The sequence below is a fragment of the Segetibacter koreensis DSM 18137 genome, from assembly GCF_000374045.1.
GTDB classification, from domain to species: domain Bacteria; phylum Bacteroidota; class Bacteroidia; order Chitinophagales; family Chitinophagaceae; genus Segetibacter; species Segetibacter koreensis.
The window spans coordinates 81234-99090 of the sequence record NZ_KB893323.1 but is presented as its reverse complement, the minus strand read 5'-3'; the positions used below and the strand labels follow the sequence as shown (position 1 = coordinate 99090).

Below are 17857 nucleotides of genomic sequence, written 5' to 3'. Positions count from 1 at the left end.
ATCATAAACTTAATGGAAAGCTTTCTCATTACGGAATTACGCTTATATTCTACTGATAAGTTTGAAAACTGGTAAACCCTTTTTCAATAAACATTTATTCATCTGCCTGCGTTGCTTCGACAACTATTTTATTTAATCGCTTGGTTAGTGGGAACAATAAAATTCCGGCAACAATGGCTGCAATGGCGCTAATGGCAAAAAACACGGCTTTATTATCAAATGTATCCCAAAAACCAGCTAGTATGCCTGAAATTTTACCGCCAAGTGAAGTGGTAATAAACCACCCGCCCATAAGCAATGCTGTAAATCTTCGAGGCGCAACTTTAGATACAAGAGATAAACCCACCGGACTTACAAATAATTCACTTATAGTAAATACTCCATAGCTGCTAATGATCCACCAGCTTGAGACTTTATTTAAGTAAATATTAGTTGAGAGACACGCAACCACCATAACAACGGATGATAGACCTGCGATAATAGTGCCCCATGCAAATTTTCCAGGCGTTGAAAGTTCCCTGTTTCTCGCTTTCATCCAACCGAAAAAAGCAACAACTATCGGTGTGAGAACAATTATCCAGAAGGGATTAACTGATTGGTATATTTCAGTCGAAATTAATTTTAAATTTTGCCCCGGCGCCGGATATTTTTGTTTTTGCAGGTTCTGAAAATATAAATCACTTCCCTGCTTTGTCAATACTTTCCCACTTGAATCCAATCGCGCCCGGAACTGTTCGTCAACAACTGGCACTTCCGTCGGTTTTGTATTCACGGTCTGCAAAAAACCAAAAGGTGTTAGTATTGGCTGAACAGCTTTTGGAGCTTCACGATCAGTATAAGTTTCTGCCCAGATTGTTAATGCAGTAGAATTTTGATTATAAATGTTCCAAAAAATAATTGCGACACCAAAAAGAATTAATAAAGTGCCCACACGTTTCCTGTCAAAGCCTCGGGCACGATACCAAATGCTAAAATAAAAAATGATAATAGGTACACACGCAAAAATGAAAGCATCGTTGGAATCCGAGCCAATTAAATTTCCCGGTATAAACCAACCAATAGCTCCTGCAACAATAGCCGGAACAAAAACATATAGAAGGATTTTTCCAATAGACAGATCTTCTGGTTTTTTCGGTTTTATTACATCTGCATGCTTGACATGTTTTAAACCAAAAGCAAGCCAGATCATGCTTAAAACCATGCCTACTCCGGCCGCATCAAAAGCTGCGCCCCATGTTATATTATTGCGTAGATAAGCGGCAACGAAATTGCATACAAACGCTCCTATATTTATACCCATGTAGAAGATATTATAAGCAATGTCTTTTTTAGGTTTTAGATCTTTACGGTTATAAATGTTGCCCAGCAAAGTGCTGATGTTTGGCTTGAAAAATCCGTTCCCGATTATAGCAGTCAGCAATCCCGTATACATCACAGCATCACTGCCATTAATGCCAATTAAAAAATAACCAAGAGCCAACAAACATCCACCTAAAAAAATAGACTTGGTATATCCTAAGACACGATCAGCAATCAGACCTCCTATAAAAGGCGTTAAATAAATTAAAGCTACATAGCTGCCTACAATATCCACAGCATTCGCCGTATCTAAACCACGTCCTCCATTTTTCGTTGTATCGGTCAGATACAGAAAAAAAATTCCTATCATCAGATAATATCCAAAACGCTCCCACATTTCAGTAAAAAAAAGCACATATAAACCTCGTGGATGTTTTACTTTTATAGCCGGTGTTTGATCCATTTATCGATTAATATTAATTACGATGAAAATAAGCAGAAATTTCAATAAACGACTTTCAAAAAATTTCATACCGTAAATAGTTTCTACTTTCGCTCTCATTTAGTTGCTTATTAACTTTTACTATGAACATACTTATACTAGGCGCAGGTGGACGCGAACATACTTTTGCATGGAAAATAAAACAAAGTTCACATTGTTCTCAGTTATTTACCGCTCCGGGAAATGCCGGAACGGCCTTATGTGGGGAGAATATAAATGTATCGGTAACGGACTTTGATGCAGTAAAAGAAATTTGTTTGAGCCGGAAAATTGACATGGTTGTCGTAGGGCCCGAAGATCCACTGGTAATGGGCATATATGATTATTTTAAAGAAGATGAATCCCTGAAGAATATAATACTTATTGGTCCATCTGCAGCTGCAGCTCAACTGGAAGGAAGTAAAGCTTTTTCTAAACATTTTATGCAGCGTCATAATATACCCACAGCATCTTATGCAGAGTTTACGGATGCTAATTTTGAAGAAGGTCTTCAATATTTACAGCAACATAGCCAGCCAATTGTTTTAAAAGCTGATGGTCTCGCGGCCGGCAAAGGGGTGGTTATTTGCGAAACGGTTGCTGAGGCACAAAAAGTTTTTACGTCAATGATTAAAGAAAGGCAGTTTGGGGAAGCAAGTGCCAAAGTTGTGATTGAAGAATTCCTGCAGGGAATAGAGGTAAGTGTTTTTGTATTGACAGATGGAAAGGACTATAAAATTATTGGTCATGCAAAGGACTATAAGCGAATAGGAGTGGGAGATACCGGATTGAATACAGGTGGAATGGGTTGCGTTAGTCCTGTTCCGTTTGTTAATGATGTTTTTATGAATAAAGTTGAAAAAACGATTATTGCTCCTACGATTAAAGGAATACATGAAGAAAAGCTTGATTATAAAGGTTTTGTATTTTTTGGGTTGATAAATGTAAACAATGAGCCATTTGTAATAGAATATAATTGCCGGATGGGAGACCCCGAAACAGAAGTGGTACTGCCAAAACTAAAAAATGACTTTGTTGAGTTGCTTAAGGCCGTTGATAAAGGTGGCTTGCAAACATGTACAATTGAAACCGATGAAAGAGCATGTTGCACAGTAATGGCGGTAAGTGGTGGATACCCGGGAAATTACAAAAAGGATATTAAAATAACCGGATTGGAAAATGTGAAAAAAGAAAATGATATTTTAATTTTTCATGCAGGCACAAAGCAAAATAATGGTGATATCCTTACGAATGGGGGGCGGGTGTTAGCAGTTTCTTCATTTGGAAAAAATATAAAAGAGGCAGTGGATAAATCAACGGAAGTTTTAAATGAAATTTCTTTCGAAGGAATGTATTTCAGAAAGGATATTGGCTACGAGTTTTAAGAAAAGTAGCAGGAAGAAGATCAGGAAAATGTTTAAATATAAAAAGAACTATTACTAAAAAAGTATCAGAATATAAAAGATTGGCTTGTTTTCTCAGCTGGTAAACTCCACACATTTTATTTCCGGAGGCTGGCACAAAACTTATCTTTATCACATTAATGTAAAATTCATAATTATGACAAAAATTGCTGTAGCCAAAGGGGATGGAATAGGACCGGAAATCATGGAAGCAGTACTTCATATTTTCAGGGCGGCCAATGTGCCGCTAGAGTATGAATATGTAGATATGGGTAAATGGGTTTTTGATAAAGGGTATAGCAATGGCATGACGCCGCGGGCGCAACAAACAATAGAAAACTTAGGCATTTTGTTTAAGGGACCTATGGAGACTCCTAAAGGGAAAGGAGTGAAAAGTGTTAACGTAACTGCACGCAAAACATGGAATACCTATGCTAACAAACGCGTTTTTCAGACGCTGCATGGAGTAGATACCGTTTTTTCGAAAGCAGGAATTCCCATTGATATTACAATTGTCCGTGAAAATATTGAAGATACTTATGGAGGCATTGAACATATGCTTACCCATGATGTCGCGCTTAGTCGCAGGTTTATAACTCATCCCGGCAGTTTGCAGGTTATAAAATATGCTTTCGAGATGGCTAAAAAGAAAGGTACGAGGAGGATAACCTGCGGACACAAAGCCAACATCATGAAGCTTACAGACGGGCTGTTCCTTCAAACTTTTTATGAGGTTGCAAAAGAATACCCGGAGTTAAAGGCGGATGATATAATAGTCGATGACCTTTGTATGAAATTGGTCACTCGGCCAGATGCATTTGACGTGGTAGTTTTAACAAACCTGCAGGGAGACATTGTTTCTGACCTTTGCGCGGGGCTTGTCGGCGGCCTTGGTTTTGCTCCTTCTGCAAACATTGGCGATCATATTTCTATTTTTGAGGCAGTTCATGGTACCGCTCCTGATATAATGGGGAAAAATATTGCAAACCCTACCGCATTATTGCTTAGTGGTATAGCATTGTTAAGGCATGTGGGACTAATGCGCAGTGCTGCTACTATCGAAAACGCTTTATTGTACACATTAGAGCAAGGTGACCATACCGGCGATTTCGGAGATAAGTCAGTCCCCGCTCTCAACACTACTCAATTTGCAGATGCCATTATAAGTAACTTTGGCAAGGTTCCCGCCAACAATCCGAAGCCTTTGCTCGAGAATATGCCGGTTACTCCAACTGTCTTTAAGCTCGATAAAAATCCAATGCTGGAAAATCGGGAAAATACCAATGAAACTATTATCGGTGTAGATTTTTTTATAGAAAGCAATGAACAGCCTTCTGTTGTCGCAGCCAAATGCCTTGCCCATACATTTGGATTATTTAAACTCGTTACTATCAGTAATCGAGGTACACAGGTCTGGCCAACCGGCAGTATGTTTACCAACCTGGTTAACACTTATGCCTGCCGTTTTGAAAGTGTTGGTGAAGTTTCCATTACACAAACTGATGTTATAGAGCTTTACCGTCACCTTGCTCAGGAGTTTAAAGTATGCTCAACAGAGCTTCTAAATGTTTGGGACGGCAAAAAAGCCTATTCCCTGGCTGCAGGACAATAAATTGCGAACCAAATCTGAGCGTGATCTTATTTTGTTAGCCAGCTTTATAATCACATTGAAGCTTTGATTTGATCTTCAATACAAATAGTAAAATAACAACAAATTTGAAAGTTTGTTGCTTATAAAAAGGATTGTTAGCATTAATACTAACAATCCTTTTTATTTTAATTTTGGAGCAAAATTGAGGCAGTTATTATAAAAGAAATAGTAACAATTAATAGATTATGGCAGAACCAAAAGAAAAACTACGAATAGATAAATATTTATGGTCTATACGGATCTTTAAAACCAGGAGCCTTGCAGCCGAAGCTTGCGAAAAAGGCAAAATAAAATTGCACGGAGATTCGGTAAAAGCTTCCAAACCTGTTAACGTCGGCGATGAATATGAAGTGAAGACTGAAGCAAAAAAATGGATAATAAAAGTGACGGGGTTACTTGCAAACAGGGTGCAATATAGCGAAGCAATAAAACATTATATCGACTTAACCCCCGAAGAAGATCCTGACCTTATAAAAACCCAGGCAGCATCTTTTCATACCGGTAAAAGATTAAGTAAAATTGGACGCCCTACAAAAAAAGAAAGAAGAGATTTAGATGATTTTGTTGAAGACGTATAAAATTTAAAATATCTAAAAATCTGTTAGGATCCAATATTACTAAATTTGCTTAATGAAAATTGACATTCTTAGTGTGGTTCCTGCTTTGCTTGATAGCCCTTTTTCACATTCGATTTTAAAAAGAGCAAAAGAAAAGGGTTTATTTGAAGTGAATGTTATTAACCTGCGCGATTACAGTACTCACAAACAGAAACAGGTAGACGACTACCAGTTTGGTGGCGGAGCCGGAATGGTAATGATGTGCCAGCCGCTGGCGGACGCCATAGAAAAATTGCAGGAGAATTGTAAATACGATGAGATTATTTATATGACTCCCGATGGCAGCCGTTTTGATCAAAAAACTGCTAACCGCTTATCTTTAAAGCAAAATCTTCTTATTATTTGTGGTCATTATAAAGGAATAGATGAACGGATAAGGCAACATTACGTGACAATGGAAATTTCGATAGGAGATTATGTGTTGAGCGGAGGTGAACTTGCGGCGGCAGTAGTAGTGGATGCAATCGGCAGGCTGATACCTGGAGTTTTAAGTAATGAAACGTCTGCCCTTTTTGACTCTTTCCAGGATGATTTACTGGCTCCGCCCGTATATACACGTCCTGCTGACTTTAAAGGGTGGAAAGTACCTGAAGTACTCATTCAGGGAGACCCTAAAAAAGTAGATGAATGGCGGACAGAACAATCAGTAGAGCGAACAAAACAAAGAAGGCCTGACTTATTAAGTGATTAATAAAATCGAATTTTTCTTAAGTTATGTCCGATTGGGGCATTTCAAAACCTTACTGAACTTTAAGATGTAAGAATAAAGGGCATAACTTTGAATCATCAAATACGAAGTACCCTTGATATTTGATATGGCCCCGTTTTATCCAATTTCCGAAGAACCAAAGAAATCCAAAAGAATCCTGAAAGCCAGGAGACAACAATTTTCCTATTACCTTGAAAAACCATGAGGTTAACGGAAAAACAAAAAAGCTGACCCCGCAAAAAAAAGGCGGGGTTAATTGTTTTAGGTTTAATACAGTCTTTTAAATTAATTTAAATAATGTCTTTATGGAGCATTATTTTACCTTCTATAGATAACGCCTTTCAAATTAATTGAGATATTTGCACAAGAACAAGTGGTCGTTACTAACCTATTGAAGTGAATTTGTATTTTCTAAAAGATTTTTAAATTGTAAAAATCTTCTAAAAAGTCTTCTTACCGGAAGACTTTTTTAGTTTTACTACTCCCACAAACAAATTTCTTTTTACCATATGGGTTCTCTCTGCCACGAACTTTATTGGTGGCAATAGTTTCAGACAAGGCTTAAATAGGTTAATTTTAATTATTTATAACTTCATTTACAGTAATTGGCAAAATAATCCTTGTATTTTCTATTTAAATAATTTGAGTATGGTTAATGAATTTACATTTTCTGTAAAAGGCAATCTTGTTGATATACCAAATGAAACAATATATGCTGCGACGATTGAAATTGAAAACGGAATAATAAAAACCATCTCAAAGCTGGAAAATGAAACAGTGAAAGGTTTTATACTGCCAGGATTCATTGATAGTCACGTGCATATAGAAAGCAGTATGTTAGTACCTGTTGAGTTTGCACGGCTTGCCGTTGTGCATGGCACCGTTGCAACAATAAGTGATCCACACGAAATTGCGAACGTATGTGGTTTAAAAGGGGTTGAGTTTATGATCAACAACGGCAGACAGGCACCGTTTAAATTTAATTTTGGTGCTCCAAGTTGTGTACCTGCCACCATTCACGAAACAGCCGGAGCTAAATTAAATGCAAATGACGTAGAAAATTTGCTTGAACGGAATGATATTAGATACCTGAGTGAAATGATGAATTTTCCCGGCGTGTTGTTTAAAGATGAAGAAGTAATAAAAAAAATAGCATCAGCACATAAACTAAATAAGCCTGTAGACGGTCATGCTCCGGGCTTGCGCGGAGAACAGGCAAAGCAATATATTGAAGCCGGTATAAGTACTGACCATGAATGTTTTACAGCAGAGGAAGCTCTCGATAAACTTCATTATGGAATGAAAATTCTTATCAGGGAAGGTAGTGCAGCTAAAAATTTTGAAGTGCTGGCAGATTTACTTCATGAAAATGCAAATAATATAATGTTTTGCAGCGATGACAAGCATCCCGACAGCCTGGTGGAAGGACACATAAATACATTATGTGCAAGGGCTGTAGCAAAAGGCATTGATGTTTATAAAGTTTTACGGGCAGCATGCATAAACCCTGTATTGCATTATAAACTCGACGTTGGGATGCTTCGTCCCGGCGATCCTGCTGATTTTATTATAGCTGAAGACCTTGTAAAATTTAATATTTTACAAACATATATCAATGGAAAACTTGTCGCGGAAAACGGGGTAACAAGAATATTGTCTGTTGCTGCAGAAAGTATAAACCACTTTGATTGTGCACTTAAAGTAGTTGCAGATTTTGCAGTACCTGCAAAGCACAATGCAGATGATGAAATTTTTGTTATAGAAGCATTGGACGGCCAGCTTATTACAAACAAATTAGCCGTGCCTGCCTCAAGGCTTACCAAAGCTAGTGGTTTTTTATACAGTAACATTGATGAAGACATATTGAAAATAGTCGTTATTAACAGGTATAAAAATGCGCCTGTTTCTATTGGCTGGATTAAAAATTTTGGTTTTAAAGAAGGAGCAATAGCATCAACCGTCGCACATGACAGTCATAATATTATTGCCGTAGGGGTAGATGATGAAAGCATTGCTACAGCAGTAAATCTTGTAATAAAAGAAAAAGGTGGAGTAAGTTGCGTCAGCAAAAATGCTACAACGGTCTTAGGCCTGCTAGTCGCAGGTTTAATGAGCGATAAAGATGGTTACCTCGTGGCAAAAAAATATACTGAGATTGACAAGATGGCTGCAAGCCTTGGTACAAAATTATCCTCTCCATTTATGACGCTTTCTTTTATGGCGCTTCTGGTTATACCTCATTTGAAGCTAAGTGATAAAGGATTGTTCGACGGTGACAATTTCGTTCTTATAACACACTAGTATTAACCCTGTGTAAAGTTTCATAAGAATTTGGATGAAAAAGCAATATAATTTTTTATTATCCGCAATAGTGTCTAATAGTGCTTGTAGCACAAAAATATGAAAATGGAATTTTTATACAGCAACAACAGCACTCTATTGCTAATAGATATTACATAGCTCTTGTATATCACTACCTGCCGTATTTTTACGAAGTGAATATCCTATACCATATATAATTCCTTAAGTTATCTTCGGCACATGAGATTTATGAAGCGATCTGAAATACAAGTCCCTTTTTCTTTTATGGTAATGAGCATTGTCTGGATAATTTTCAGTGATAAGTTTTTCTTACATCGTCAAACAAATATCTCTTCATTTCAAATAACGCATATACAAACTATTAAGGGCTGTTTTTTTGTTTGTGCTGTTACCGTTTTTTTGCATCTCATGATTAAATCTTCTAATAAGCAACTTCGGCAATCGCAGGCAGAATACAAAGATTTGTTTTACAATACTCCCACACCGATGTTGTTATATAATTTGGAGACAAAAAAGTTTACCAATGTAAATAAGGCGGCTTTAGAAAAATATGGGTACACAACAGAGGAACTTGCACAAATGTCAATTGATCAATTACGCCTAACAACCGATAAAATAGATGGAAAATGTAATATTCATAAACATCAAAAGAAAAACAAAGAAGTAATTATTTGCCAGGAAACAACAAGAGAAATTGCATTAAAAAATGCACAATCAATACTCTTGTCAGCATATGAAATTACAGAACTGGAAAATGCTAAAGCTGAATTAATCCGGAGAGAAAAACAACTAAGACTTATTCTTAATAGTATTACAGATGGTTTTTTTATACTTGGTTATGACCTGACAATACAAAAAGCCAATGAATTGTTTAAAAGCATGGTAGAAGTGTCGGTAGAAAAAGTTGAAGGTCATAAGTTATTCAATCTTTTTCCGAGTATGAAAGAGAAATTTTTATACAAGCAATATTCATTGGAGTTACAAAAAAGCCGGACACTGCACTTTGAAACATATTATGAAAGAACAAAGGCCTGGTATCGTATATCGGCATATCCTTTTGAGAAGGGAGGATTTTGTGTTTTTTTTAGAGACATTACCAGGCAAAAAGAGGATGAACTAAGGATTTATCAAAACGAGCAAAACCTTTCTGCTTTGATAAACAATACGCAAGATCTTATCTGGTCAATTGATTGTGACTTCAGGTACTTTACTTTTAATGAGCCCTTTAGAAAATGGTATAAACATTATTTTAGCGAAGAAGTATGGATCGGGAAAGTCGCGTTTTGTAATGACAAAGAAAATGCGTTTGATACCAAATGGAAAAGTCTGTATGAAAGAGCTTTGAAGGGTGAAAAATTTTCTGTTGATATGGACTTCGAAATTGATAATAAATGTCGGCATACGAGACTTAGATTTAATCCTATTTACAATGCATCTGGAAAAATTTTTGGTGTAGGTTGTTTTTTGCAAAACATAACAGAAAGTAAACTGCATCAAAGAAAAATTGAACAGCAAAATGCGCAGCTAAAGGAAATAGCCTTTATCACTTCGCACAAAGTAAGAGTTCCGTTGGCGAATATACTGGGACTAACAGAAATTCTGGATATTGAAGACCCGGTCAGTTCATCCAACGTTAAAATAATTGAATACATAAAAACCTCTGCGAAAGAACTTGATAAAAGCATCATAAACATGGTGCAACAAACAATGAAAGCCAATAATTAAAGTTGAACTTCATTAAGAATATTATGAATGGTTTTATAAGTTTTTACCCCAATTATTTACTGAAACTATTGGCTGTCATAATTTTTGTTACTCACTAATTTCCAATTTTTTACTGTTTTTAAAGAAAATCTCTTCTGCTTTCAGCTTTAAGATTAGCGATTTACCTTCGCTCCATGAAATTTTTGATTATTCGCTTTTCTTCTATTGGTGATATTGTTCTTACTACCCCTGTTGTCCGTTGTCTTAAACAACAAGTTGAGGGTGCCGAGATACATTACTTAACAAAAAGAAGTTTTAAAGAAATTATTGAAAGCAATCCTTATATCAGTAAGGTTCATTTACTTGCCGATAATTTAAACGGATTAATCGATGATTTAAAAAAAGAGAATTTCGATTATATTATTGACCTTCATAACAACCTACGCACGCTAAAAGTAAAACGGGCTTTAAAAGGTATTCCTTCTTTTTCGTTCAATAAGTTGAATATAGAAAAGTGGCTGTTGACTGCGGTAAAAATAAATGTGATGCCTAAGGTGCATATAGTTGATAGGTACCTGGCTACCGTAAAAACTTTTGGCGTAAAAAATGATGGAAAAGGTCTTGATTATTTTATCCTGGAAAAAGATATTGTTCCTGATAATGATATACCAGCAGCACAGTCGTTAGGATATATAGGTATTGTAATAGGAGCAGCACTTAATACCAAAAAACTTCCCATACATAAATTGAAAGAGCTGTGTAAAAAAGTAGATCATCCTATTATTTTGTTAGGAGGACCAGAAGATCAAGAGGCTGGTAATGAAATAGCTTCAGTTGACCCTGTGAAAATATATAATTCCTGCGGTAAATTCAGCTTAAACGAAAGTGCTGACCTGGTGCGAAGGGCAAAGCTGATAATAACACACGACACTGGTCTAATGCATATAGCCGCCGCATTTAAAAAGCCTGTTTTAAGTATTTGGGGAAATACCGTCCCTTCTTTTGGTATGACCCCTTACTACGGTAAAATAATGGTTGCAAATGATTTATTTGAAATTAATGGATTGTGGTGTCGGCCATGTAGCAAAATCGGCTACAATAAATGCCCGTTAGGACATTTTAAATGCATGGAAAATCAGAATATTTCAGAGATAGCAAAAACTGTTGAGGAAAGTATTAAATGATGATAACATCTTATTTATTCATTACTGATAAATGTCTTATAAATTGTAAAAATGTCTTTCTTTCTATCATTCTTGCTCCCAGGCTCTCGAGATGCTCTGTATAAACCTGGCAATCTATTAATTGCACACCCTCTTTTTTCAACATACTTACATATTTTATAAATGCATACTTGCTCGCGTTGCTAACATGGCTAAACATACTCTCACCAAAGAAAATATTGCCCATTTTAATTCCGTATAAACCACCCGCCAACTCCTCATTTAGCCATACTTCTGCGCTATGTGCATATCCGGATGTATGTAGTTGTATGTATGCTGATTCTACGTCATCTGTTATCCATGTTCCAGGTTGCCCGATGCGTTGTTTTTCTTTGCACGCTTTTATGACTTCGGTAAAAGCTTTGTTGACAGTAAATTCAAATGCATTCCTTTTTAAAAGAACTTTCATGCTTTTGCTTACTTTCAGTTCATCAGGAAATAGAACAAACCTGGGGTCAGGACTCCACCACATAGGCACATCTCCATCGAACCATGGAAAGATGCCCTGCCGGTAGGCCAGTAATAATCTCTCTACCGACAGGTCTCCCCCAATAGCAAGTAAGCCATCAGGCAAAGCCTCCGTGACAGGGGGAAACCAAAGATTTTTATCAACAACGTACAAAGGCATACAACATGTTTGGTTTTAAAGATTAGAAGGAATATAATTTACAATAACTCGGCCTAAGAAAGCAAAAATCTTTTATAAAAATAGAAAACGTGATTTATAGAATATTCCAATAAAAAAAACGATAGCGAGGTGGCGCTATCGTTTAAAAATTATATCGAACATTAATTATACAATCATCATTTCCTTTTCCTCCTCATATTTCTTTCGTCCGTAGCCCGGTATCACGTGCTTCTCGCTGTGGTATGAAGAACGAACAAGCGGCCCACTTTCTACGTAATCGAAGCCTAATTCGTATCCTATTTCTCTTAATTCAGCGAATTCAGTTGGATGAACAAATCTTTCAACAGGCAGATGCTTTTTTGTTGGCTGAAGATATTGACCAAGTGTCAGTACATCTACGCCTGCGGCTACAAGGTCTTCCATACTTTGAATGACTTCTTCTTTTTTTTCGCCTAGGCCAAGCATTATTCCGGTTTTTGTTCTCATTCCACCTTCCTTCAACATGCGAAGTACTTCCAGGCTTCTGCGGTATTTTGCCTGTATACGAACCTGCCGGCTTAGCCTTTCAACTGTTTCCATATTATGGCTTACCACATCTGGCGCTGCATCTATTATTCGCTGCACCTGGTCTGCGTAGCCTTTAAAATCAGGAATTAGAGTTTCTAAAGTTGTACCAGGATTTAAAGCTCTCACTGCTTTAATAGTATTGTACCATATAATTGAACCGCCATCTTTCAGTTCATCACGATCAACACTTGTTAAAACTGCATGTTTCACTTTCATCAGATGAATCGCTTCTGCGACCCTTTGAGGTTCATCCCAATCAACAGGGTCAGGCCGACCCGTAGCAACGGCACAAAAGCCGCAGCTACGGGTACAGGTATTTCCCAAAATCATAAAAGTTGCAGTACCTTCTCCCCAACATTCACCCATGTTAGGGCAATTGCCACTTTCACAAATGGTATGAAGTTTATGCGTATCTACAAGTCCACGAACATGTTTATAGCTTTCACCAATGGGTAATTTTACCCTAAGCCAATCCGGCTTTTTTATTTTTGAGGTTGTTGTGTCTATTTTAGCTACTACTGGTAATTCTTGCATGGAATACCTATAAAATTAAAAATGAATTAAAATTATTATCGAGCGGTATACTTCTGCCCACTCAATAAATGAATAACAAAGGTCTTACATTTAAATATAAAAAGCTCAAAGTGTGACAAGCGAAATGAACTTTAGCAGATTAGTTTATAACAACAGTTACGAGCATTTACAGAGGAAAAAGAAGAATTCACTAAAAAAAGAATATCTAAAAAATTATATTTATGCAATTTAATTTCCATTCAAACATTTCCTTTTCTTTAACTTCAAACTCCGGCCCCTCCTTATTAACTAATCCAACAATGCACTTATTTTCTTCTTCCAAAGGCAATAGCTGCATAAGCATTAAAAAATAATTGCTTGTCTTTATTCAACAACATCATCGGAATTTTTTTTGAATAAACTTCTACATGCAGGCCCACTTCAATTGCGCTTACGAGTTCATTATAGCGTCCGTAGTCAAAGCGCATAGCAGTTTTTACAAAGGCGCCTGGCGTAAATTTCATTTCACCAAAACCTTTTCCAAAACCTGCAGCGCCTAAAACTAAATTCTGGTTATCTAAAAAAACATCATCATTATTATTGTATTTCACATCTGTGACTTCGTTACTATTAGGATCAGCAACTTTTAGGTAATATGGCTTTAATAAAGCTGCACTAAAGCCTCCACCATAAATTGCCGAGACAGCTACACCATTTTTATTTCCTTTATTTCCAATTAAACGCTGCTGCGCATATCCCAATTTAGCATAGTAAAAGTTGTTAATCTTTCCGAAAATATAGGGATTACTCAAGTAGCCCCCCTGCGCTGATGTGATTTTTTCCTCTTTAGAACTTTTTCTTTCTCCCAGCTCTAAACTAAATAAGTTTGATTTTCGTGCAGTTTTAAAGCGTGCAAACTCTAAAAAAGCTCCATAACCATCTGTATTAAGCTTAACTCCAAAAATAGTCTGCTTTTGATAGATGATGGCCCCCTGCTCTTCCTGCATCATCATCTCCCTTAACTTTTCTTTTTTTTCTTCCTTTTTCTGCTGGCGTATATCTTTGCCCTGGCTGTAACCTAAAGTTATCACCATTGTGCACAATAATGCAAAAACTATCTTCTTCACTTTTATGTAATTAGTTACGTGTAAATTTAATGCAAAATTACTATCAATGACATCACAGATATTATACGAAGGAAATTTAAGAACAGTTGCTACACACCTGCAAAGCGGAACCGTAATTGAAACAGATGCACCGGTTGACAACCAGGGTAAAGGTGAACGGTTTTCACCAACAGATATGGTAGCTACAGCGCTCGGGACATGTATGTTGACGATAATGGGGATAAAAGCAAGAGACATGGGTGTACGGCTGGAGGGAACCAAAGTAGATATTACTAAAATAATGTCTGCTAACCCAAGAAAAATTGGAGAAATTAAAGTTGTGATAAAATTTCCTGAAGATGTACAGACAGATGAAAAACAAAGGACAATTTTAGAAAGAGCAGCGATGACTTGTCCTGTTTTTGAAAGCCTGCATCCTGATATTAAAAAGGATGTAGAGTTTAAGTGGAATAATTAGGGCACAAATTATCGCACGAAAGTTGGAACGGGAGTAAGAATGTAGATTTTTAAATTACTAATTGAGAATTTAAGCACAATAATGGCAGAAAGTAATATACATCCCTCCGTTACCGGAATGAAGACTACTTTAATAGGCATAGCAATAAGTATAATTCTTGTTTTTGTAAAGGGTATAGCAGGACATTTAGGACACTCCTACGCACTTATTGCAGATGCTACGGAGACAGGTGCAGATATTTTTAGTTCTGCACTTTTGTGGATAGGGCTTCGTATTGCTTTAAAAAGTCCCGATGAAGAACATCCATATGGGCATGGCAAAGCCGAGCCTTTAGCCGCAGTAGTAATTGCACTTTTTTTAATAGGTGCTGCTTTATGGATAGCCTATAATTCACTTCAATTTATAACTACCCCTCATGAGTTGCCAGAAAAGTTTACTTTATACATACTTATTATTGTAATCATTATTAAAGAGACAATGTTTAGGTATGTTTTAAACGTTGGAAAAAAAATTAAAAGCCAGGCCGTAAAAGCAGATGCTTATCACCATCGCAGCGACGCGATTACTTCGGTTGCCGCCTTTATAGGCATCAGCATTGCTTTAATCGGTGGCAGAGGTTTCGAAGGTGCAGACGATTGGGCCGCCCTTATTGCCGCAGGATTAATTATATACAATGCGATAGGTTTGCTGAGACCAGCCCTCGCCGAAATAATGGATGCTGCTCCTTCAAATGAAATTGTTATGAAGGTAAGAAGACTTGCAGGAGCAGTACCTCATGTAATCGGTATAGAAAAATGTTACGTCAGAAAAATGGGTTTCGATTATTATGTTGATCTGCATATTGAAGTAGATGGAGAATTTAGCGTTACCGAAGGTCACCGGATATCGCACCTGGTAAAAGACGCACTGTTAAAAAGTGATCTAAGAGTTACGAATGTACTGGTGCATGTAGAGCCATATGAAGAAAGTAATGAGTAAATAATTGAATAAATAACCTGTTTCTGTTTAGATTTTTTTAGAATAAATAATCGTTTAAATCATTCTCCGGGTTTTACTGAAAAAAACCGTTTTGCGACTTCGCTTTATACAATCACAATTTTAATGATGAAGTGGCGTTTTATAGGAAATCTATAAAAATGTATAAAAAAAGGAGCTTCCTATTTTCGGCTTTTTCGGTATTGACTGCTTTAGCTTTATTTTCTGCTTGTAAGAAAAGTAATGAAGCAAATACTCAATTAAGCGTAAAACTTACTGATGCACCTTACAACGCACAGGAAGTAAATGTAGACATCAAAGAAGTACGGGTAAATTTTGCCAAAGATACTTCCGCCTGGGTTTCTCTGAATACCAACGCTAAAGTGTATAATTTACTTAAGTTTCAAAATGGCGTGGATACTGTGCTTGCAACCGGATCATTTCCTGGCGGTACCGTACAGGAAGTCCGGTTTATATTAGGGAATGCCAATTCAATAAAAATTGACAATATTGTTTATCCATTATCTGTGGCAAGCGGAGATGAAACCGGCCTTAAAATTAAAGTAGCTAAGAATTTAAATGCTACGCTTGATAATATTATTATTGACTTTGATGCAGACGTATCAATTATTAAAACAGGATCGGGAAGTTATAAATTAAAGCCGGTTCTAAGGGTGAAATAAAAGAATTTTTTAGATTAAAAAAGCATGAAATGGGGTAAAAGCCTTTCATGCTTTTTTGTATTAAAACTGTATTTCAAATATTCTGCTAATTATAAAATTAATAGTAAAGTTTTTATTATCTTGTATAATCAGAATTGAGTGGCGATACAGTGTTGGAGTTGAATGACAGGCATTTGCCCTACGGGCATGATTATGATAGTAATGTTCATTTAATGTCTGATACAAATCTTTCTCAAACTAATGCCTGCCAATATTTTAGTAAAATCAGTTATTGTATTTTTGGGAGTTTCTGGTGTGGTCCTTTCTGCATGGGGACAACAAGTGAAGCCACAGACAACTATGGACCTTATTGAGGATACAACAAGGCAGATTGACATTATAGATATAGTGAAATCTAATTTTCAACTTAGTCCGAAAAAACTTAAAAGAAGCCCTGGAAAAAAAGTTTACTTTTCATTATTACCTGTCTCGTCGCCCATACCAGGTGGAGGTAAAGCATTAATTACGTCTACTTCTGCCGGTTTTTACCTGGGCAACCGGCGAAATACTTTTCTGTCAAACGTTTCTTTTTCTCCTTATCTCAACTTTAAAGGACGTTATTCATTGGCCTTTCGTTCAAATATCTATACCAATAAAAATACCTGGAATATACAAGGTGATACAAGGTTTTCTTTATATCCTGAATATATATACGGCACTAAAAATAATGTTTATAAAAATGACAAATTATTAGTCAATTATAAATATATCCGGTTTTATCAAACAGTATTGAGACGGGTAAAGCCATTTTTTCTTGTTGGCCTTGGGTACGATCTTGATTATCATATTAACATCAATACTGTTAATGACACGATAGGTTTAGCAAAATTTACGGGCTATAATTACGGCACCGGTGCCAATGAAAATTCTTTATCTTCCGGTATTACGTTTAACCTTTTGTACGATTCACGTGGCAATCCTATTAACCCTTTGCCTGGTGCGTACGCAAATTTTATTTACCGTACAAATCCATACTTTTTAGGAAATGGAGTCCATACCTGGAACTCTCTTTATGTCGACGTAAGAAAGTATATATCAATACCAGACAGAAAAAGAAAAGTTGTGGCCCTGTGGTCCTACATCTGGACTGCCCTTAATAACAACGTACCCTACCTTGATTTACCAGGTATCGGATGGGATTCTTACCAGCGCTCAGGACGAGGAATAGAGCAAAACCGTTACCGGGGAAAATCAATGTGGTATGTAGAAGGTGAATACAGAAGAGATATTACTATTAATGGATTATTAGGCTATGTTGCTTTTGCCAACTTTAATACTATTACAGACCCTGCTACCAAACGACTTCGGGGACCGCATCCGGCAATAGGTGGAGGATTGCGACTTAAATTCAACAAAAGGTCAAATACTAATATTGCTATTGATTATGCCCTTAGTAAAGGTTACTCAAGTATTTATCTTAATTTGGGTGAAGTTTTTTGAAGCTGAAATTAAAATTTTT

15 protein-coding genes are annotated in these 17857 nt (G+C 36.6%); 11 read left to right on the top strand and 4 right to left on the bottom strand.

The window, feature by feature from the left end:
• Positions 1-94: 94 nt before the first annotated feature.
• A complete protein-coding gene (locus B154_RS0110115) occupies positions 95-1762 on the bottom strand; it encodes a peptide MFS transporter (RefSeq protein ID WP_018613885.1) in 1668 nt (555 codons plus the stop codon).
• A 122-nt stretch (positions 1763-1884) separates the two neighbouring features.
• On the opposite strand from B154_RS0110115, the gene purD reads away from it, so the two are divergent.
• From purD to B154_RS0110080, 7 genes are all read left to right on the top strand, one after another.
• On the top strand, positions 1885-3165 hold the full coding sequence (gene purD / locus B154_RS0110110) for a phosphoribosylamine--glycine ligase (protein ID WP_018613883.1): 1281 nt from the start codon (positions 1885-1887) through the stop codon (positions 3163-3165).
• Positions 3166-3340: 175 nt separating this feature from the next.
• Positions 3341-4795: an NADP-dependent isocitrate dehydrogenase gene (locus B154_RS0110105; protein WP_033411544.1), complete on the top strand. Its 1455-nt coding sequence runs from the start codon at positions 3341-3343 to the stop codon at positions 4793-4795.
• 224 nt (positions 4796-5019) lie between these two features.
• Positions 5020-5412, top strand: coding sequence for an RNA-binding S4 domain-containing protein (locus B154_RS0110100; protein ID WP_018613879.1), 393 nt, complete (start codon positions 5020-5022; stop codon positions 5410-5412).
• A 52-nt stretch (positions 5413-5464) separates the two neighbouring features.
• Complete coding sequence (trmD, locus tag B154_RS0110095) at positions 5465-6142, top strand: tRNA (guanosine(37)-N1)-methyltransferase TrmD (RefSeq protein ID WP_018613878.1); 678 nt, start codon at positions 5465-5467, stop codon at positions 6140-6142.
• Positions 6143-6808: 666 nt separating this feature from the next.
• Positions 6809-8461 carry an adenine deaminase gene (gene ade / locus B154_RS0110090; protein WP_018613876.1) on the top strand — a complete coding sequence of 551 codons (1653 nt, stop codon included), beginning with the start codon at positions 6809-6811 and terminating at the stop codon, positions 8459-8461.
• Positions 8462-8710: 249 nt separating this feature from the next.
• Positions 8711-10207 (top strand): PAS domain-containing protein, encoded by a 1497-nt coding sequence (locus tag B154_RS0110085; protein WP_211217476.1) that lies wholly within the window; start codon positions 8711-8713, stop codon positions 10205-10207.
• A gap of 173 nt (positions 10208-10380) precedes the next feature.
• Positions 10381-11370 (top strand): glycosyltransferase family 9 protein, encoded by a 990-nt coding sequence (locus B154_RS0110080; protein ID WP_018613874.1) that lies wholly within the window; start codon positions 10381-10383, stop codon positions 11368-11370.
• A 10-nt stretch (positions 11371-11380) separates the two neighbouring features.
• Here the strand turns inward: B154_RS0110080 and aat are convergent, their stop codons facing one another.
• The 3 genes from aat to B154_RS0110060 form a co-directional block, all read right to left on the bottom strand.
• On the bottom strand, positions 11381-12037 hold the full coding sequence (gene aat, locus B154_RS0110075; protein WP_018613872.1) for a leucyl/phenylalanyl-tRNA--protein transferase: 657 nt from the start codon (positions 12035-12037) through the stop codon (positions 11381-11383).
• A gap of 165 nt (positions 12038-12202) precedes the next feature.
• On the bottom strand, positions 12203-13138 hold the full coding sequence (lipA, locus tag B154_RS0110070; RefSeq protein WP_018613871.1) for a lipoyl synthase: 936 nt from the start codon (positions 13136-13138) through the stop codon (positions 12203-12205).
• A gap of 305 nt (positions 13139-13443) precedes the next feature.
• Positions 13444-14244: a hypothetical protein gene (locus B154_RS0110060; protein ID WP_157580644.1), complete on the bottom strand. Its 801-nt coding sequence runs from the start codon at positions 14242-14244 to the stop codon at positions 13444-13446.
• Between the two features lie 46 nt (positions 14245-14290).
• Here B154_RS0110060 and B154_RS0110055 point away from each other — a divergent pair, with 46 nt between their 5' ends.
• The 4 genes from B154_RS0110055 to B154_RS0110040 all read left to right on the top strand — a co-directional run bounded on the left by B154_RS0110055 (position 14291) and on the right by B154_RS0110040 (position 17838).
• Positions 14291-14701 (top strand): OsmC family protein, encoded by a 411-nt coding sequence (locus tag B154_RS0110055; protein ID WP_018613868.1) that lies wholly within the window; start codon positions 14291-14293, stop codon positions 14699-14701.
• Positions 14702-14782: 81 nt separating this feature from the next.
• Positions 14783-15679 (top strand): cation diffusion facilitator family transporter, encoded by an 897-nt coding sequence (locus tag B154_RS0110050; RefSeq protein WP_018613865.1) that lies wholly within the window; start codon positions 14783-14785, stop codon positions 15677-15679.
• A gap of 158 nt (positions 15680-15837) precedes the next feature.
• Positions 15838-16359, top strand: coding sequence for a DUF4382 domain-containing protein (locus B154_RS0110045; RefSeq protein WP_018613864.1), 522 nt, complete (start codon positions 15838-15840; stop codon positions 16357-16359).
• A 240-nt stretch (positions 16360-16599) separates the two neighbouring features.
• Positions 16600-17838 (top strand): BamA/TamA family outer membrane protein, encoded by a 1239-nt coding sequence (locus B154_RS0110040; RefSeq protein ID WP_018613860.1) that lies wholly within the window; start codon positions 16600-16602, stop codon positions 17836-17838.
• Positions 17839-17857 lie beyond the last annotated feature (19 nt).